The 15,889-nt window shown below is 66.3% G+C and carries 16 protein-coding genes; 11 read left to right on the top strand and 5 right to left on the bottom strand.

The features are described from left to right. Window positions 1-40: 40 nt before the first annotated feature. On the bottom strand, window positions 41-1,492 hold the full coding sequence (gene leuC / locus CX676_RS10890; protein WP_101752636.1) for a 3-isopropylmalate dehydratase large subunit: 1,452 nt from the start codon (window positions 1,490-1,492) through the stop codon (window positions 41-43). A gap of 280 nt (window positions 1,493-1,772) precedes the next feature. Between leuC and CX676_RS10885 the strand changes: the two genes are divergently transcribed. From CX676_RS10885 to CX676_RS10850, 8 genes are all read left to right on the top strand, one after another. Next, on the top strand, window positions 1,773-3,128 hold the full coding sequence (locus CX676_RS10885; protein WP_101752635.1) for a mechanosensitive ion channel family protein: 1,356 nt from the start codon (window positions 1,773-1,775) through the stop codon (window positions 3,126-3,128). 77 nt (window positions 3,129-3,205) lie between these two features. After that, entirely contained in the window at window positions 3,206-3,631 is a 426-nt protein-coding gene (rsfS, locus tag CX676_RS10880; protein ID WP_101752634.1) for a ribosome silencing factor, read from the top strand. Window positions 3,632-3,658: 27 nt separating this feature from the next. Beyond that, window positions 3,659-4,126, top strand: coding sequence for a 23S rRNA (pseudouridine(1915)-N(3))-methyltransferase RlmH (gene rlmH / locus CX676_RS10875; RefSeq protein WP_101752633.1), 468 nt, complete (start codon window positions 3,659-3,661; stop codon window positions 4,124-4,126). Window positions 4,127-4,189: 63 nt separating this feature from the next. Next, a complete protein-coding gene (gpmI, locus tag CX676_RS10870) occupies window positions 4,190-5,707 on the top strand; it encodes a 2,3-bisphosphoglycerate-independent phosphoglycerate mutase (RefSeq protein ID WP_101754270.1) in 1,518 nt (505 codons plus the stop codon). Further along, window positions 5,704-6,879: a murein hydrolase activator EnvC family protein gene (locus tag CX676_RS10865; protein ID WP_101752632.1), complete on the top strand. Its 1,176-nt coding sequence runs from the start codon at window positions 5,704-5,706 to the stop codon at window positions 6,877-6,879. The genes gpmI and CX676_RS10865 overlap by 4 nt, the downstream gene beginning before the upstream one ends. Window positions 6,880-6,893: 14 nt before the next feature. Then, window positions 6,894-8,321: a S41 family peptidase gene (locus CX676_RS10860; protein WP_101752631.1), complete on the top strand. Its 1,428-nt coding sequence runs from the start codon at window positions 6,894-6,896 to the stop codon at window positions 8,319-8,321. Next, a complete protein-coding gene (locus CX676_RS10855) occupies window positions 8,318-8,830 on the top strand; it encodes an RNA pyrophosphohydrolase (protein WP_101752630.1) in 513 nt (170 codons plus the stop codon). The genes CX676_RS10860 and CX676_RS10855 overlap by 4 nt, the downstream gene beginning before the upstream one ends. Window positions 8,831-8,862: 32 nt before the next feature. Further along, a complete protein-coding gene (locus CX676_RS10850) occupies window positions 8,863-9,657 on the top strand; it encodes a pyrroline-5-carboxylate reductase family protein (RefSeq protein ID WP_101752629.1) in 795 nt (264 codons plus the stop codon). Window positions 9,658-9,714: 57 nt separating this feature from the next. On the opposite strand, the gene CX676_RS10845 is transcribed toward CX676_RS10850, so the two are convergent. After that, entirely contained in the window at window positions 9,715-11,088 is a 1,374-nt protein-coding gene (locus CX676_RS10845) for an NCS1 family transporter (RefSeq protein WP_101752628.1), read from the bottom strand. A gap of 36 nt (window positions 11,089-11,124) precedes the next feature. After that, window positions 11,125-11,823 carry an aspartate/glutamate racemase family protein gene (locus CX676_RS10840; RefSeq protein WP_101752627.1) on the bottom strand — a complete coding sequence of 233 codons (699 nt, stop codon included), beginning with the start codon at window positions 11,821-11,823 and terminating at the stop codon, window positions 11,125-11,127. Window positions 11,824-11,949: 126 nt separating this feature from the next. On the opposite strand from CX676_RS10840, the gene CX676_RS10835 reads away from it, so the two are divergent. Then, a complete protein-coding gene (locus CX676_RS10835; protein WP_101752626.1) occupies window positions 11,950-12,627 on the top strand; it encodes a GntR family transcriptional regulator in 678 nt (225 codons plus the stop codon). A gap of 69 nt (window positions 12,628-12,696) precedes the next feature. On the opposite strand, the gene CX676_RS10830 is transcribed toward CX676_RS10835, so the two are convergent. Together CX676_RS10830 and CX676_RS10825 are read right to left on the bottom strand one after the other, a co-directional pair. After that, window positions 12,697-13,962 carry a lytic murein transglycosylase gene (locus CX676_RS10830; RefSeq protein WP_101752625.1) on the bottom strand — a complete coding sequence of 422 codons (1,266 nt, stop codon included), beginning with the start codon at window positions 13,960-13,962 and terminating at the stop codon, window positions 12,697-12,699. A gap of 101 nt (window positions 13,963-14,063) precedes the next feature. Further along, window positions 14,064-14,396 (bottom strand): hypothetical protein, encoded by a 333-nt coding sequence (locus tag CX676_RS10825; RefSeq protein ID WP_101752624.1) that lies wholly within the window; start codon window positions 14,394-14,396, stop codon window positions 14,064-14,066. A 120-nt stretch (window positions 14,397-14,516) separates the two neighbouring features. On the opposite strand from CX676_RS10825, the gene CX676_RS10820 reads away from it, so the two are divergent. Both CX676_RS10820 and CX676_RS10815 read left to right on the top strand, forming a co-directional pair. After that, window positions 14,517-14,987, top strand: coding sequence for a YbaK/EbsC family protein (locus CX676_RS10820; RefSeq protein WP_101752623.1), 471 nt, complete (start codon window positions 14,517-14,519; stop codon window positions 14,985-14,987). Window positions 14,988-15,076: 89 nt separating this feature from the next. Beyond that, the gene (locus CX676_RS10815) at window positions 15,077-15,886 is read left to right on the top strand and encodes an aldo/keto reductase (RefSeq protein ID WP_198590351.1); all 810 of its coding nucleotides are present in this window, start codon (window positions 15,077-15,079) and stop codon (window positions 15,884-15,886) included. The last annotated feature ends 3 nt before the right edge of the window (window positions 15,887-15,889 follow it).

The following is a 15,889-nucleotide window of genomic DNA, read 5'->3' as shown; positions in this document are numbered from 1 at the left end:
GATTGCCGAAACCGGCTGCGATTGCCATGACCTGACCCCGTCAGGCCGGCTGCGTCTCGCCGGTCAGCGTGCGCACATCGGTCAGATGCCCGGTCACGCCCGCCGCCGCCGCCATGGCGGGCGACATCAGGTGGGTGCGGCCCTTGTAGCCCTGACGGCCCTCGAAATTGCGGTTCGAGGTGGCGGCGCAGCGTTCGCCCGGGGCCAGTTGGTCGGGATTCATGCCCAGGCACATCGAGCATCCGGCCTGACGCCATTCGAAGCCCGCCTCCTTGAAGATGGCATCCAGCCCCTCTTCCTCGGCCTGCAGCCGCACCAGACCCGAGCCCGGCACCACCATGCCGCGCACGCCTTGCGCCAGCTTGCGGCCCTTGAGGATGTCGGCGGCGGCGCGCAGATCCTCGATCCGGCCATTGGTGCAGGAGCCGATGAAGACCGCGTCGATCTTGATCTCGTCGAGCGGCATCCCGGCGGTCAGGCCCATATAGTCGAGGCTGCGCTTTGCCGCCTCGACCTTGCCGCCGGTGAAGTCTTCGGGCGCCGGCACCTTGCCGGTGATCGGCAGCACATCCTCGGGCGAGGTGCCCCAAGTGACGACCGGGGCGATATCCTCGCCGCGGATGGTGACGACCTTGTCGTAATGCGCGCCCTCGTCGGATGTCAGCGTCTTCCACCAGGTCAGCGCGGCCTCCCATGCGGCACCCTTGGGCGCATGGGGGCGGCCCTTCACATAGGCGAAGGTGGTCTCGTCCGGGGCGATCAGGCCAGCGCGGGCGCCGCCCTCGATCGCCATGTTGCAGACGGTCATGCGGCCTTCCATCGACAGGCCGCGGATCGCCTCGCCGGTATATTCGATCACATATCCGGTGCCGCCGGCGGTGCCGGTCTTGCCGATGATCGACAGGGTGATGTCCTTGGCGGTCACGCCGGGCATCAGCTTGCCGGTGATCTCGACCTTCATGTTCTTCGATTTCGACTGGATCAGCGTCTGCGTCGCCAGCACATGCTCGACCTCCGAGGTGCCGATGCCGTGGGCCAGCGCGCCGAAGGCGCCATGGGTCGAGGTGTGGCTGTCGCCGCAGACCACGGTCATGCCGGGCAGGGTCCAGCCCTGTTCCGGGCCGATGATATGAACGATGCCCTGACGGATGTCGTCGACCGGGTAGTAGGTCACGCCGAATTCGCGGGCGTTCTTGTCCAGCGCCTCGACCTGGATGCGGGATTCCTCGTTGTCGATATGGGTGAAGCGGTCATCGGTCGTCGGCACGTTGTGATCGGGTACGGCGATGGTCCGCTCGGGCGCGTGAACCTTGCGGCCCGACATGCGTAGCCCCTCGAAGGCCTGCGGGCTGGTCACCTCATGGACCAGGTGGCGGTCGATATAGATCAGGCTGCTGCCGTCGGCGGACTGGTCGACCAGATGGGCGTCCCAGATCTTGTCATAGAGGGTGCGGGGTTTGCCGGCGGCGGCGGTGGAGGCAGAATCGGTCATGGCTTTCTCTCGAATGGTTTTCGAATGGGCTGTGAATCGGGGAATGATGGGCAAAAGCCCTCAGACCCGCGCGGTTACGCCCAGGATCTCGCCATAGAAACGGCCCGGCAGGCGGGCGCGGTCATGGATGTCGAAATAGATAAAGCCGCTCATGCAGGGCAATCTAGGGTGGTTCTGCCGCTGGGGCAAGCATTCCGTCGGACAGATCGCACAGGCTTGCCGCAGGCCCTCGCCCCGGTATTTACTGGCGGAAGGGAGGGAGACAGATGACTGAGAGGACATGGAGCAACTGACCCCGGACATGGTCGATGCCGCCGAGGGCCTATGGGCCCATGTGCGGCTGTTCATGCAGACCATGCTGCTGCCCTGGCGCCTCTATCAGATCGCCGGGATCGTCGGGCTGGCCGCCGTCGCCTGGCTGGCCGCGCGGATCGTCTCGCCCTATTTCACCGCCTGGCTGCGCTCGCGCGAGGGCTGGCCCAAGGGGCGGCTGCGGCTAGGGCTGGTGATCGACCGGCGGCTGTGGCTGCTGTTCTTCGCGCTTTTCGCCTGGATTACGGTGCTGGTCATGCGCGAGGTGACCTGGCCCTCCCGCAGCCAACTGATCGCGCTGGCGGCGGTGGTGACGACGGCCTGGTTCTTCATCGGGCTTCTGGTCCGCGTCATCTCGAACCGCTTCCTGCGCCGCATCGTGACCTGGGGCGCCTGGATCTGGGTGACGCTCTATTTCATCGGCTTCACCCAGCCCGTCGCCCAGTTTCTGGACAGCATCGCGCTGACCTTTGGCGATATCCGCATCTCGCTGTTGACGGTGGTCAAGGCAGCGGCGGTCAGCGGGCTGCTGATCGCCGGCGCGCGGCTGCTGTCGCGCTTCGTCACCGGGCGGCTGGCGACGAACGAGGATATCTCGCCCTCGATGCGGGTGCTGACGGCGAAGCTGCTGCAGGTGGTGCTGTTCACCGTGGCCATCGTCGTCGGGCTGAAGGCGGTGGGGCTGGACCTGACCGGGCTCGCGGTGTTCTCCGGCGCGGTCGGCATCGGCCTTGGCTTCGGCCTGCAGAAGGTGGTCTCGAACCTCGTCTCGGGGGTCATCATCCTTCTGGACAAGTCGATCAAGCCCGGCGACGTCATCTCGATCGGCGACACCTTCGGCTGGATCGAGGAACTGGGCGCGCGCTATGTCAGCGTGGTCACGCGCGACGGCAAGGAATACCTGATCCCGAACGAGGACCTGGTGACCGGGCAGGTGGTCAACTGGTCCCATACCAACAATTTCGTCCGGCTCGACCTGAAATTCGGCACCTCCTATGACGACGATCCCCACGAGGTCAGCAAGATCGCCATCAATGCCGCCATGACGGTCAAGCGGGTGATGGCGCAGCGCACCCCGGTCTGCTGGATCACCGGCTTCGGCGACAGCTCGGTCGATTATGTGCTGCGCTTCTGGATCACCGATGCCGAGGGCGGGCTGACCAATGTACGCGGGCAGGTGTTTCTGGCGCTCTGGGATGCGTTCAAGAAGAACGGGATTTCCATTCCCTTCCCGCAGCGCGAGGTGCGGCTGCTGAACGAGCAGATTGCCGTCAGCGAAGGCAAATCCGCACCACCCCGTCCCGAATTCGTGAGCGGCGATTGAGATGGGGGGAAAAGATGCTATCTTTAAGGCATCCCCTGCGCCGGGGGCGATCGGCGCGTTGACCGGAGGATTAAACCCTGTCCCAACACGTCACGCCGGCAGATCAGCCGGCCGCGACCGCCGCGGTTCCAGACCTGACGAGCGATGAGGTTCTGGCCCGCGTCCTGTCCTCGCTTGATGATGACAAGGCCGAGGATGTCGTTCAGATCGACCTGCGTGGCCGCTCGGCCATGGCCGATTACATGGTGATCGCCTCGGGCCGCAACGCCCGGCAAGTCACGACCATCGCCGAAAAGCTCGCCGAACGTTACAAGCAGGCCACTGGCCGTTCTGCCCGGATCGAGGGCAAGGATGCCGGCGACTGGGTGCTGGTCGATACGGATGATGTCGTCATCCATGTCTTCCGTCCCGAGGTGCGCGAGTTCTACCAACTGGAAAAGATGTGGATGCCCGCAGATGCGCTGACGCGCCTGCGCCATGAACCGCAGCTTGCCGGACATTAAGCCCGCCCGCCAGCACAGGACGGGCTGATGAAGATCACGATTGCCGCCGTCGGGCGGCTGCGGAAGGGGCCGGAATCGGCGCTGATCGCCGATTATCTGGACCGCTTCGCCAAGACCGGCCGAGGCCTCGGGCTGCCGCCGGCACAGGTCGTTGAGATCGAGGACAAGCGCGGCGGTGGCATGGCCGCCGAGGCCGAGCTGTTGTCGCGCGTCCTGCCCGACGGCGCCGCCATTGTGGCGCTGGACGAGCGCGGCGAACAGCCTACCTCGCCGGATTTCGCGGCGCGGCTTGCCGGCTGGCGCGATCAGGCGCGGGATGTCTGCTTCGTCATCGGCGGGGCCGATGGCATCGATCCGGCCCTGCGCGCCCGCGCCGACTGGCAGATCAGCTTCAGCCGCATGGTCTGGCCGCATATGCTGGCCCGGGTGATGCTGACCGAACAGCTTTACCGCGCCGCCACCATTCTGGCCGGCGGCCCTTACCATCGCGAGTGACTGGCGGGGCGGTTGCCCATGGGCGCGGCGCGGCGTATTGAGGCGAAAACCCGCGAGGCAGCGATGACGAAACCTGTGGTCCTGTGCATTCTGGATGGCTGGGGCATTTCCGACCGGCCCGAGCAAAGCGCCCCCGACCAGGCGCGGACGCCGAATTTCGACCGGCTGATGAGTGACTGCCCCCATGCGACGCTGACCACCTTCGGCCCCGATGTAGGCCTGCCCACCGGCCAGATGGGCAATTCCGAGGTCGGCCACACCAATATCGGTGCCGGCCGGGTGGTGGCGATGGACCTGGGCCAGATCGATCTGGCGATCGAGGATCGCAGCTTCTTCGGCAATGAAACCCTTGGCAGCTTCATCGCGGCGCTCAAGGCCAGCGGTGGCACCGCCCATCTGATGGGCGTCGTCTCGGATGGCGGGGTGCATGGCCATATCGCCCATGTGCAGGCGGCGGCGCAGGCCGTGGCCGAGGCCGGCGTGCCGGTGGTCATCCATGCCATCACCGATGGCCGCGACGTGCCGCCAAAATCGGCGCTTGGCTTTGTCACCGAATTGCAGGGCAACCTGCCCGAGGGCGCGCGCATCGGCACGGTCATCGGCCGCTATTACGCCATGGACCGCGACAACCGGTGGGATCGGGTCAGCCGCGCCTATGCCGCCATCGTGCAGGGCAAGGGCGAGGATGCGCCCGCTGCCGACGAGGCGGTTAGCATCGCCTACCAGCGCGGCGAGACCGACGAGTTCATCCAGCCCTTCGTCATCGACGGCTATAACGGCGCGATGGACGGCGACGGCTTCTTCTGCCTCAACTTCCGCGCCGACCGCGCGCGCGAGATCCTGATGGCCATCGGTGGCACCGGTTTCGACGCCTTCGATACCGGCGAGCGGCCGCATTGGGCGGCGCTGCTGGGCATGGTCGATTATTCCGAGGCGCATAACGCCTTCATGACCGCCGCCTATCCCAAGCGGCAGGTGGTGAACACGCTTGGCGCCTGGGTGGCGGGCAAGGGTCTCAGGCAGTTCCGGCTGGCCGAGACCGAGAAATACCCCCATGTCACTTTCTTCCTGAACGGCGGCAAGGAAGCGCCCGAACCGGGCGAGGACCGCTTCATGCCCTCCAGCCCCAAGGTCGCGACCTATGATCTCGCGCCGGAAATGGCCTCGGTCGAGGTGGCCGACAAGCTGGTCGAGGTGATCGGCGCGGGTTACGACCTGATCGTGGTGAACTTCGCCAATCCCGACATGGTCGGCCACACCGGCAGCCTGCCCGCCGCGATCCGCGCCTGCGAGGCGGTAGACCAGGGCTTGGGCCGGATGCTGGCGGCGCTCGAGGCCGTTGGCGGTTCCGCCGTCATCTGCGCCGATCATGGCAATTGCGAGACCATGATCGACCCGGTCAGCGGCGGGCCTCATACCGCCCATACCATCAACCCGGTGCCGGTGATCGTGGTCAACGGCCCCGCAGGTGCCACGCTGCACAAGGGCCGGCTGGCCGATCTGGCGCCGACCGTGCTGGAGCTGATGGGGCTGGACAAGCCGGCCGAGATGACCGGCGAAAGCCTGATCGGTCGCGCATGATCCGCCTGATTCCTTCGGCAATTCTGGCGCTGGCGCTGGCCATGCCCGGCGCCGGCATCGCCGCCGCCCAGACCGCCAGCGAGGCCCGCGCCATGGCCGAGGCCGCCGCCGCGCAGTTGCGCGCCTCGATGGACAAGCTCAGCTCTGCCCTGACCGCCGACGATCAGGTGACGGCGCTGAGCGAGGTGATCCGGGGCTACGAACAGGGGCAGGCGGCCTTGCGCGAGGGGCTGCGGCAGGCGGCCCTGCGCGAGACGGAATTGCGCGACCGCTTCGAATCGCAGCGCGAAAGCCTGTCGGATGTGTTGGGCGTGATGATGTCGATGGAGCGCGCGCCCGAGGCGACGCTGCTGCTGCACCCCTCGGGCGCCACGGCGACCGCGAGGGCGGGAATGATCCTGTCGGCGGTGACGCCGGGACTTCGGGCCGAGGCCGACCGGCTGCAGACCGATCTGGACGAGATCGCCGCCGTGCGCGAGTTGCAGGAAAACGCCGCCGGGATGCTGAGCGACGGGCTCGCCTCGGTGCAGGAGGCGCGGCGGCTGCTGACCAGCGCCGTCACCGACCGCTCGACCATGCCGGTGCGCTTTGCCGAGAACCCGGAGGAATTGCAGCAATTGCAGGTCTCTGCGGCCAGTCTCGACGAATTCGCCAAGGGCATTGCCGAACTCGAGGATGATGTCGGCCCGCCGATGGAGGATTTCGAGGGCGCACAGGGCAGTCTGCCCCTGCCGGTGACCGGCGAGGTGGTGCGCTATTACAACGAGGCCGATGCGGCGGGCGTCAAGCGGCCGGGCATCGTGGTCGCCACCGCCCCGGCGGCGCTGGTCTCGACCCCCTGGCCTGCGACCATCCGCTATCGCGGTCCGCTCTTGGATTACGGCAATGTGATGATCGTGGAACCCGCGCGCGGGTATCTTCTGATCCTGGCCGGTCTCGATCAGGTCTTCGGCGAGGTTGGCGACGTGCTGTCGACGGGCGAGCCGGTTGGCCTGATGGGCGGCTCCGAGGCGCGTGCGGCGGAATTCGGGACGCAATTTGTGGCCGACGCCGCGCGCGGCGGGGGTGCAGGGCGCACGGAAACCCTGTATGTCGAGCTGAGACAGGGTGGAGAGACCGTTGATCCGACGGAATGGTTCGTGATGAATCCGGTCGTTGAGCCGCAGGAATAGAGGCGAGTAGGCAAATGAAACACTATCTGATGGCAGGGATCGGCGGCGTGCTGGCGGGCGCCCTGGTGACGACGCAGATCGCCGGTCCGCTGATCGCGCAAGAGGCCGAAAGCAATGCCTCGATCTACGAGCAGCTTGAACTCTTCGGCAACGTGTTCGAGCGGGTGCGTGCCGATTATGTCGAGGCACCCGACGAGAAGAAGCTGATCGAGGCCGCGATCAATGGCATGTTGACCTCGCTTGACCCGCATTCCAGCTTCCTCTCGGCCAATGACTACGAGGACATGCAGACCCAGACGCGGGGCAGCTTTGGCGGCCTCGGCATCGAGGTCAGCCAGGAGGACGGCATCGTCAAGGTCGTCTCGCCGATCGATGACACCCCGGCCAGCGAGGCGGGCGTGCAGCCGGGCGATTTCATCACCCATGTCGATGGCGAATCGTTGATGGGGCTGACGCTGGACGAGGCGGTCGACAAGATGCGCGGGCCGGTCGGCTCCGAGATCACTGTGACCATCCTGCGCGAAGGCACGCCCGAGCCCTTCGACCTGACCATGACCCGCGACACCATCAAGCTGACCGTGGTCAAGACCCGGATCGAGGGCCATTCGGTGGTGCTGCGCGTCTCGACCTTCAATGACGAGACCTATGACACGCTGGAAACCGAGCTGACCAAGGCGGTCGAGGAAGCCGGCGGCATCGACAAGGTCACCGGCTTCGTGCTGGACCTGCGCAACAACCCGGGCGGCTTGCTGAACCAGGCGATCAGCGTCTCGGATGCCTTCCTCGATGCCGGCGAGATCGTCAGCACCCGGGGCCGCAAGCCCGAGGAAAGCGAGCGCTGGAATGCCGAGATGGGCGATCTGGCACAGGGCAAACCGATGGTCGTACTGATCAATGGCGGCTCGGCCAGCGCCTCGGAAATCGTCACCGGCGCGCTGCAGGATCACCGCCGTGCCATCGTCGTGGGCGAGAAATCCTTTGGCAAGGGGTCTGTCCAGACCGTCATGCCGGTCACCTCGGACAGCGCCATCCGGCTGACCACGGCGCGCTACTACACGCCGTCGGGCCGCTCGATCCAGGCTTTGGGGATCAATCCCGACATCATCGTGGCCCAGCCCGCACCGAAGCCGGTTGACGAGGAAAACTCCGACGAGCCGCTGAGCCAGTCGAGCTTCTCGCGCTCCGAGGCGGAACTGCGCGGCGCGCTGAACAACGATTCGATCAGCGACGAGGAACGCAAGCAGATCGAGGACGAGGCCGCCGAGGTCGAGGCCACCGCCAAGCTGCGCGACGAGGATTACCAGCTGGCCTATGCGGTCGACATCCTCAAGGGTCTGTCGGCGGTGAACTTCACCGCCAGCGACGTGATCTCGGCCGATACCCCCGCCGTCACCGGCGAGGGTTCGGGCACGACCGAGGGCGAAGGCGCCGCGACCGAATGAGCAAGGCCGAGGGTCAGCCGGGGCCGGGCGGTCTGCCCTATCGCGCGGGTGCCGGGGTGGTGCTGGTCAATGCCGAGGGGCTGGTCTTTGCCGGCCGCCGCATCGACAGCCCCACCGACCGGCCCGCCGCATGGCAGATGCCGCAGGGCGGGATCGACAAGGGCGAGACCCCGCGCGAGGCCGCGCTGCGCGAACTGGTCGAGGAGACCGGGGTCGCCGCCGATCTGGTGACGGTTGAGGCCGAAACCGCGGATTGGGTGACCTATGACCTGCCGCCCGAACTTCTGGGCAAGGTCTGGAAGGGCAAGTATTGCGGGCAGAAGCAGAAATGGTTCCTGCTGCGCTTTCACGGCACCGATGCCGATGTACAGATCGAGACTGAGCATCCGGAATTTGCCGAATGGCGCTGGATGCCGGCGGGGGATCTGGCCGCAGGGATCGTGCCCTTCAAGCGGGCGATCTACGATCAGGTTCTGGGCGAGTTTGCGGCGCGGCTGACCGCCGGCTGACGCTGACCCGCCGCGCGAAGGGAGAGACCGGGATGCAGGCGGAGTTTTCGATCGGGATCATCGGCGGCTCGGGTATGCTGGGCCGGGCCATCGCGCTGGCCCTGCTGCGAAGCGGCTGGCCGGAAACGCGCCTTTGGATCGCCAATCGCAGCGGCAGCCGCGCGGGCTTCGAGGATCATACTGAAGTTACCCTGACCGCCGACACCCAGGCGCTGGCAGATGCCTGCGATCTGGTGCTGCTGTCGGTGCCGCCGGCGCTGGTGGGGGATCTGGGCATCCACGCGCCCGACCGGCTGATCGTCTCGGTCATGGCCGGCGTCCCGGCCGCGCGCCTTTCCGAACTGACTGGGGCAAGACGGGTGGTTCGGGCGATGAGCAGCCCGGCGGCGGAACTGGGCCTTGCCTATTCGCCATGGTTCACCACGCCCGAGGTGACGGACGCGGATCGGGCCCGGGTCACCGCGCTTTTCACCGCCTGCGGTCTGACCGACCGGGTCGAGACCGAGGCGCAGGTCGAGATCTTCACCGCGATGACCGGGCCGGTGCCGGGCTTCGTCGCCTATTTCGCCGAATGCATGGCCGATTACGCGATGGGGCAGGGCGTGGCACCGGACGTGGCCGACCGCGCCACGAGACAGCTTTTCCTTGCCGCCGGGCAGATGATGGCCACGGGCGCAGATCGTCCGGGCGATCATGTTCAGGCCATGGTTGATTATGACGGCACGACAGCGGCGGGTCTGCGGGTGATGCGCAACTCGGGCATCGCCGCCGGGGTTGTCGCCGGACTGGACGCCGCCATCGCCAAGACCCGCAGCATCGGCAGCTGAAACGACCGAGGGCGGCCCTTTCGGACCGCCCCCGTCATCGTGTCAGGTCGCCCTGTCTCAGCTTGCGAAGCGGCGGGCGGCGGGCAGGTATTGCATCAGCAGGTAGTAGCTGAGACCGGCCGGGATCAGGCTCGCATACCAGCTGATGCCCGAGAAGGTCAGCGCCGAGATCACGCCGATCACCGTGGCGATCACGGCAGCCGGGTTGATGCCGGCATAAGGCCCGGTTTCGTCGTAAAGCTTGTCCAGGTCCAGCTTCTGGCGGCGGATGGCGTAGAAATCGACGACCAGGATGGCGAAGATCGGACCGAGGAAGGCGCTGTAGGTCTGGATGAACAGGTTCAGGCCAGCGGCGCTTTCGTCGCGGACCAGCATCCAGGGGAAGGTTGCGAAGGCCAGAAGGCCGACCAGCACCGCCGAGGTTTTGAACTTCAGCTTGAAGATATCCATCAGCGCATAGGCAGGCGGGACGACGTTGTTCAGGATGTTGGTCGTGACCTGCGCGAAGACGATGAACAGCAGCGTGATGATCAGCAGGAACTTGTTGTCGACGGCGCTGGAGAAGACCTTGATCGGATCAACCTCGCCGGTGGCACCGGAGACCATCAGACCGATCAGCCCCATGAACAGCGTCGCCGGCAGGATCGAGTTGGCATAGATCGCCACCTGCCGCAGCGGGCCGACGCGCTTCTGCAACTCGCGGGAATAGTCCGACACGTTCAGCATCATGGTCGAATAGACACCGAGGAACAGCATGGTGGCTCCCCAGAAGGGCGCGCCCCAGGTGCCTTCGACATTGATCAGGTTGGCGCTGATCTCAGCGCCATACTTGTTGATCACGCTGATGAACATGTAGACCAGCGCGCCGATGATGAAGACCGAGCCGATGTTCTCGAGCCACTTGATGCCGTGGAAGCCGAGGACAGACAGGCCGATCTGCAGGAACTGGAAGCCGATGAAGAACAGCCAGATGTTGGAGTAGCCGAACAGTGTCTCGGCCACCAGGTTCAGCGCCCCCGCGCCGATCCAGCTTTGAAACCCGTACCAGACGATCGCCGGGACCGAACGCACCAGTGCCGGCAGGCGGGTTCCGGCAAAGCCGAACGAGGACCGCGCCTGTACCATGAACGGGATGCCATAGATGTGCCCGGCGCGGCCGTTGATCATCAGGGCCAGTCCGATGACGGTGCAGCCGATGGCGATGGCGACGAAGGTTTGCAGCAGGTTCAGCGTGCCGACGAGGCCCGAGCCGACGGTGAAGGTGCCGATGGACACGCAGCCGCCGAGCCAGGCGAAGAGATAGGACCAGGGGTCCATGATCCGGGTCTGCTGCGGGGCCAGCGATTCCTCGCCGATGGCCTTGTCATGGCTGGTTGCGGTTGTGGCAGTTACGCCGTTGGGCGGGGCGGTGGTTGTGGCGGTTTGGGTCATGATCTCTCCTCCCAAAGTGATCCGTGAGTGGCGGAATTACTTGCTGTTCGGCTTGGCGTAGGCACCGATCTTGCTGGTCTTCAGTCCGGCGCCGACCAGCGCCTCGGCGAACTTGGTGGCCACGGTCACGCCGTCGATCACCGGGATGCCGGTCTCCACGCTCAGCCATTCGGTCAGGTCAGACATGCCGGCGCAGCCCAGCACCACCGCCTCGCAATTGTCCTCTTCGATGGCGCGCAGGATCTCGTCGCGCACCAGTTGCCGGGCGTTCGAGCCGGGCTCCTCCAGCGCCAGCACCGGGATGGCGGCCGAACGGACCTTGCGGCATTGGTGGTCGAGGCCATAGCGGCGGACCAGTTCCTCGATCACCGGGACAGAGCGGGGCAGCGTGGTCACGATGCTGAAGGACGTGGCGATCATGCTGGCGGCCTTGATGCCAGCCTCGCAGATGCCGATGACCGGGCCGGTGGCGATCTCGCGGCAGGCACCGATGGCCGGATCGTCGAAACAGGCGACAACGATGGCATCGGCGGCCTCGGCCTCGGCCTGCTGAACCTCGCGCAGCAGGTGGGCGGCGGCCATTACCTCGTCATAGTGGCCCTCGATGCTGGCCGGCGCGCCATGGGCGGTGCGGCCCTCGACGACAACACCGTCAGCGGCGGCGGCGCGGGCGGATTCCAGGATCTTGTCGGTCATGGATTGGGTGGAATTCGGGTTGATCACGACGAGCTTCATCAGGTCCTCCAGCTGAGTCGCATTTTTTGTAACATAAATTGTTAACAATTTTAAGAACTATTTTTGCCGAGGCAATTGTGCGAAAGATTGTTGCTGAGACGGGGGCCAGATGCCATTTATCGGCATATGGACAAGCCGATCGACCTCGTCATTGTGGACAGCGTGCTGGACGCGATCGCGGATCAGCGATTGCGGGCCGGCACCAAGCTGGGCGAGCAGGCGCTGAGCGATCTGTTCGGCGCCAATCGCGCGCTGGTGCGCCGGGCGCTGGCGCAACTGACCGCCTACCAGGTGGTCGATCACCTGCCGAACCGGGGCGCCTTCGTCGCCACGCCTACGCCCGATGACGCCCGCAACGTTTTCCAGGCACGCCGCGCCATCGAGGCGACGATCTGCCGGAATGCCGTGCGGCAGGCGGATGAGGCGGATCTGGCCGACCTGCGCGCCCATCTGGCGGCCGAGGCGGCAGCGCATGGCGACAACCGCCCGTCGGCCGTGCGCCTGTCGCGGCAGTTCCACCTGCTGCTGGCACGGGTGGGGCGCAACCCGGTGCTGAGCCGCTATCTGGAAGAGCTGGTGATGCGCAGTTCGCTGATCATCGGCCTCTACGCCGCGCGGCAGGGGGTGCTGTGCGCCGAGGACGACCACAGCCGCATCGTTGACGCCATCGCCGCGCGTGACGAGGCACTGGCCTTACGTCTGCTGGACCAGCACCTGCGCCAGATCGAGGCCGGCGTGCGCTTTGGCGATGTGCCGCCCGTCACCGGGGCGCTGTCGGCAATGCTGCAGCGGCCGGGAGAGTGAGCCCTAGGACGGCTTGAAGGTGAGACGGGCAGCGGTCACCGATGGGCGCCCGCTGCCGTTCTAACGGTCTTACCCGCGCAACTGCCCCAGCAGCCGCGCATCGGCATAGCCGTCGGGCGTCGCGCCGATGGATTGCTGGAAGGCGCGGATCGCCTCGGTCGACTTGGCGCCCAGCTTGCCGTCCACCTCGTCACGATAGAAGCCGCGCTGGGTCAGCAGGCGCTGGATCTCGGCCTTTTCGCTGTTCGACAGCGGCCGGTCGCCGCGCGGCCAGCTGCCCTGCACGCCCGCGCGCCCCGCGATGCGGTCGCCCAGGATGCTGACACCAAGCGCATAGCTGTCCGAGGTGTTGTAATCGAGGATGGCGCGGAAATTGTCCGAGATCAGGAAGGCCGGGCCACGCGCGCCTGCGGGAACAAGGATCGAGCCCGCCCAACGCGGCATGGCCGTGCCATTGGCGGTGCGTACGCCCATGCCCGACCAGCTGGCCCCCGACTGGCGGTTGTTCTTGCCCGACAGCGCATAGTTGAAATTCGCCGGCAGCACGACCTCGACACCCCAGGGCGTCCCCGGCTGCCAGCCCGCCTGACGCAGGTAGGCGGCGGTCGAGGCCAGCGAGTCGGTCGGGTCGTTCGACCAGATGTCACGGCGGCTGTCGCCGGTGAAATCGACCGCGTGGGCGAGGTAGGAGGACGGCATGAACTGCGTATGGCCCATCGCGCCGGCCCAGCTGCCGACCAGTCCCTCGGGCGTGGTGTCGCCCGACTGGACGATGCGCATGGCCGCGATCAACTCGTTGCCGAAGAACTGCCCGCGCCGCCCGTCATAGGCCAAGGTCGCCAGCGCCGGTATGATCCGGGTCGAGCCGCGATTGGCGCCGAAATTCGATTCCATCCCCCAGACCGCCAGCACGATCTCGCGCGGGACGCCATAACGGCTTTCGATGGCGCCAAGCGTGCCCGACAGCTGCGCTGCCTTCTCGCGGCCGATCGAGACCCGGCTGCCCGAGGCGGCATCGTCCAGGTAGGCCCAGACCGGGCGCGAGAACTCGCTCTGCCGGCCATCCAGCGCGACGATGCTGCTGTCGTAATGCGCCAGCGCCATCGAACGGTCGAAGGTGGCGGGGGTGATCCCGGCGGACATGGCGGCGGGGCGGAAGGCCTGCACCCATTGCTGCAAGCCGGCCTCGCTGGCAGCCGAACCCGCGGGGCGCTGCGGGATGGTCACCTGCGCGCCGGCGCTGCCGGGGCTGCGGCTCATTGGCACGCCACCGCAGGCCGCGAGGGTGAAGACAAGGGTGGTCGCCAAAAGCGTGCGGATCGTCAAACGTGCCATGGAATGCGCCTGTCGGTTACTGCTGTGATTGTTCGTTGACCGGCAGTCTAGCGAATGTGATTCGGGTTGAATAGGGCGCGAGGACGGGTGGCGCGGCGCGTTCAGTCCTCGCCGTCCTCGGCACCCTTGCAGCCTTCAAAGAAGGGGTCCATCTGCGCGATGATGACCGAGTTTTCCGCCAGCGCGCGATCCATCAGCGCGCGCTCCTCGTCGGGGATCTCGTGCCCTTCGGCCAGCCGGTCCTCGATCGAGCCATAGCCGGTCACCTCCAAGGGTGCCAGATCGGCCTGCTTCAGGATCGCCACCGTCTCGCGCACCGCCTCGGCCTGATCCTTGCCCGAGGCATAGCAGACCAGCGCCGCGCCCGTCGCGCCATCGGGCAGCCCGTCGCCCGTCTTGCGGCCGACCTCGACCAGCAGGGTGTAAACCTTCATCGCATGTCCTTTCCGGCGGCAGATCACCCTTGCCTCACCATGCCGCGACCCGCTTCGCAAGGGGTTTTCGTCCCCGGCGCGGAAGGCTAGCCTCGGCGCTGGACAGAAGGAGAGCGGGGCATGAGCAAGAGCTTGGCACGGGTCAAGGCAGCACTTGAGGCGGCGGGTGCGCCGGTCGAGGTGCTGGAAATGACCGAGAGCACGCGCACCGCCGAAGAGGCGGCGCGGGCGGCGGGATGCACGGTCGACCAGATCGCCAAGTCGATCATCTTCCGCGGCGAGGAGACCGGCCATGTCGTGCTGTTCCTGACCGCCGGCGGCAACCGCGTCGATCCGGCCAAGGCGACAGTGGTCGCCGGCCAGCCGCTTGGCAAGGCCGATGCGGACCTGATTCGTGCCGAGACCGGCTTTGCCATCGGCGGCGTCGCGCCGGTCGGGCACCTGAACCCGGTCAGCGCCTATTTCGACCCGCGCCTTTCCTCCTTCGACCGGGTCTGGGCGGCCGCCGGGACGCCGCGCCATATCTTTGCCATCGACCCCGGGACGCTGCTGTCCATCACCGGCGCAGAGATCGCCGATTTCACCGATTAAGCATCAGTCCTTTGGCAGGTGACAAGCCGTGATGATCCTGTGCTAACCTGAATTCGTTCATTGCGGAGAATCCGATGATTCAACCCAGAATGACCCTGAACGACGGCAACTTCATGCCGCAGCTTGGCTTTGGCGTCTGGCAGGTGCCCGAGGCCGATACCGCCCGCGTGGTCCGCGACGCCCTTGCCATCGGCTATCGGCTGTTCGACGGCGCTGCCGCCTACCAGAACGAGACCGGGCTGGGCGAGGGGCTGCGCCAAGCCGATGTCCTGCGTGATCAGCTGTTCGTCACCTCGAAACTGTGGAACAGCGATCACGGCCATGACGCGGCGCTGCGGGCCTGCGAGGCGAGTCTTGACCGGCTGGGGCTGGATTACCTGGATCTCTACCTGATCCATTGGCCGGTGCCAGCGGCGGATCTTTATGTCGACAGCTGGCGGGCGCTGATCCGGCTGAAGGAAGAAGGCCGTGTCCGCTCGATCGGCGTGGCGAATTTTCACGAGGCGCATCTGCGCCGGCTGATCGATGAAACCGGCGTCACCCCGGCGGTGAACCAGATTGAACTGCACCCGACCCTGACGCAAGCCGCGCTGCGCCAGACCGACCGCTCGCTGGGTATCGTCACGCAAAGCTGGTCGCCCCTGGGGCGCGGCGATCTGGACCTGCCCGAGCTGCGCGCCATCGCCGAGCAACATGGCTGCACCCCGGCGCAGGTGGTGCTGCGCTGGCATCTGCAAAACGATTTGTCGGTGATCCCGAAGTCGGTCAGCGCCGAGCGGCTGGCCGAGAATTTCCACGCGCTGGATGTCGAACTGTCAAACGCGGACATGGCGATTCTAGACGGGCTGGACCGCGGTCATCGCACCGGCCCCGATCCCGACACCTTCGACATGCGCTGAGCC

The sequence above is a fragment of the Paracoccus zhejiangensis genome (assembly GCF_002847445.1).
Lineage (GTDB): Bacteria > Pseudomonadota > Alphaproteobacteria > Rhodobacterales > Rhodobacteraceae > Paracoccus > Paracoccus zhejiangensis.
Note: the sequence above shows the minus strand (reverse complement) of the source record. Positions and strands in the feature narration are given on the sequence as shown.

Excerpts from the sequence above, each read along its gene's own strand:
- leuC (WP_101752636.1), bottom strand. The coding sequence starts at position 1,492 with ATGACCGATTCTGCCTCCACCGCCGCCGCCGGCAAACCCCGCACCCTC.
- CX676_RS10885 (WP_101752635.1), top strand. The coding sequence starts at position 1,773 with ATGGAGCAACTGACCCCGGACATGGTCGATGCCGCCGAGGGCCTATGG.
- rlmH (WP_101752633.1), top strand. The coding sequence starts at position 3,659 with ATGAAGATCACGATTGCCGCCGTCGGGCGGCTGCGGAAGGGGCCGGAA.
- gpmI (WP_101754270.1), top strand. The coding sequence starts at position 4,190 with ATGACGAAACCTGTGGTCCTGTGCATTCTGGATGGCTGGGGCATTTCC.
- CX676_RS10865 (WP_101752632.1), top strand. The coding sequence starts at position 5,704 with ATGATCCGCCTGATTCCTTCGGCAATTCTGGCGCTGGCGCTGGCCATG.
- CX676_RS10860 (WP_101752631.1), top strand. The coding sequence starts at position 6,894 with ATGAAACACTATCTGATGGCAGGGATCGGCGGCGTGCTGGCGGGCGCC.
- CX676_RS10855 (WP_101752630.1), top strand. The coding sequence starts at position 8,318 with ATGAGCAAGGCCGAGGGTCAGCCGGGGCCGGGCGGTCTGCCCTATCGC.
- CX676_RS10850 (WP_101752629.1), top strand. The coding sequence starts at position 8,863 with ATGCAGGCGGAGTTTTCGATCGGGATCATCGGCGGCTCGGGTATGCTG.
- CX676_RS10845 (WP_101752628.1), bottom strand. The coding sequence starts at position 11,088 with ATGACCCAAACCGCCACAACCACCGCCCCGCCCAACGGCGTAACTGCC.
- CX676_RS10840 (WP_101752627.1), bottom strand. The coding sequence starts at position 11,823 with ATGAAGCTCGTCGTGATCAACCCGAATTCCACCCAATCCATGACCGAC.
- CX676_RS10835 (WP_101752626.1), top strand. The coding sequence starts at position 11,950 with ATGGACAAGCCGATCGACCTCGTCATTGTGGACAGCGTGCTGGACGCG.
- CX676_RS10830 (WP_101752625.1), bottom strand. The coding sequence starts at position 13,962 with ATGGCACGTTTGACGATCCGCACGCTTTTGGCGACCACCCTTGTCTTC.
- CX676_RS10825 (WP_101752624.1), bottom strand. The coding sequence starts at position 14,396 with ATGAAGGTTTACACCCTGCTGGTCGAGGTCGGCCGCAAGACGGGCGAC.
- CX676_RS10820 (WP_101752623.1), top strand. The coding sequence starts at position 14,517 with ATGAGCAAGAGCTTGGCACGGGTCAAGGCAGCACTTGAGGCGGCGGGT.
- CX676_RS10815 (WP_198590351.1), top strand. The coding sequence starts at position 15,077 with ATGACCCTGAACGACGGCAACTTCATGCCGCAGCTTGGCTTTGGCGTC.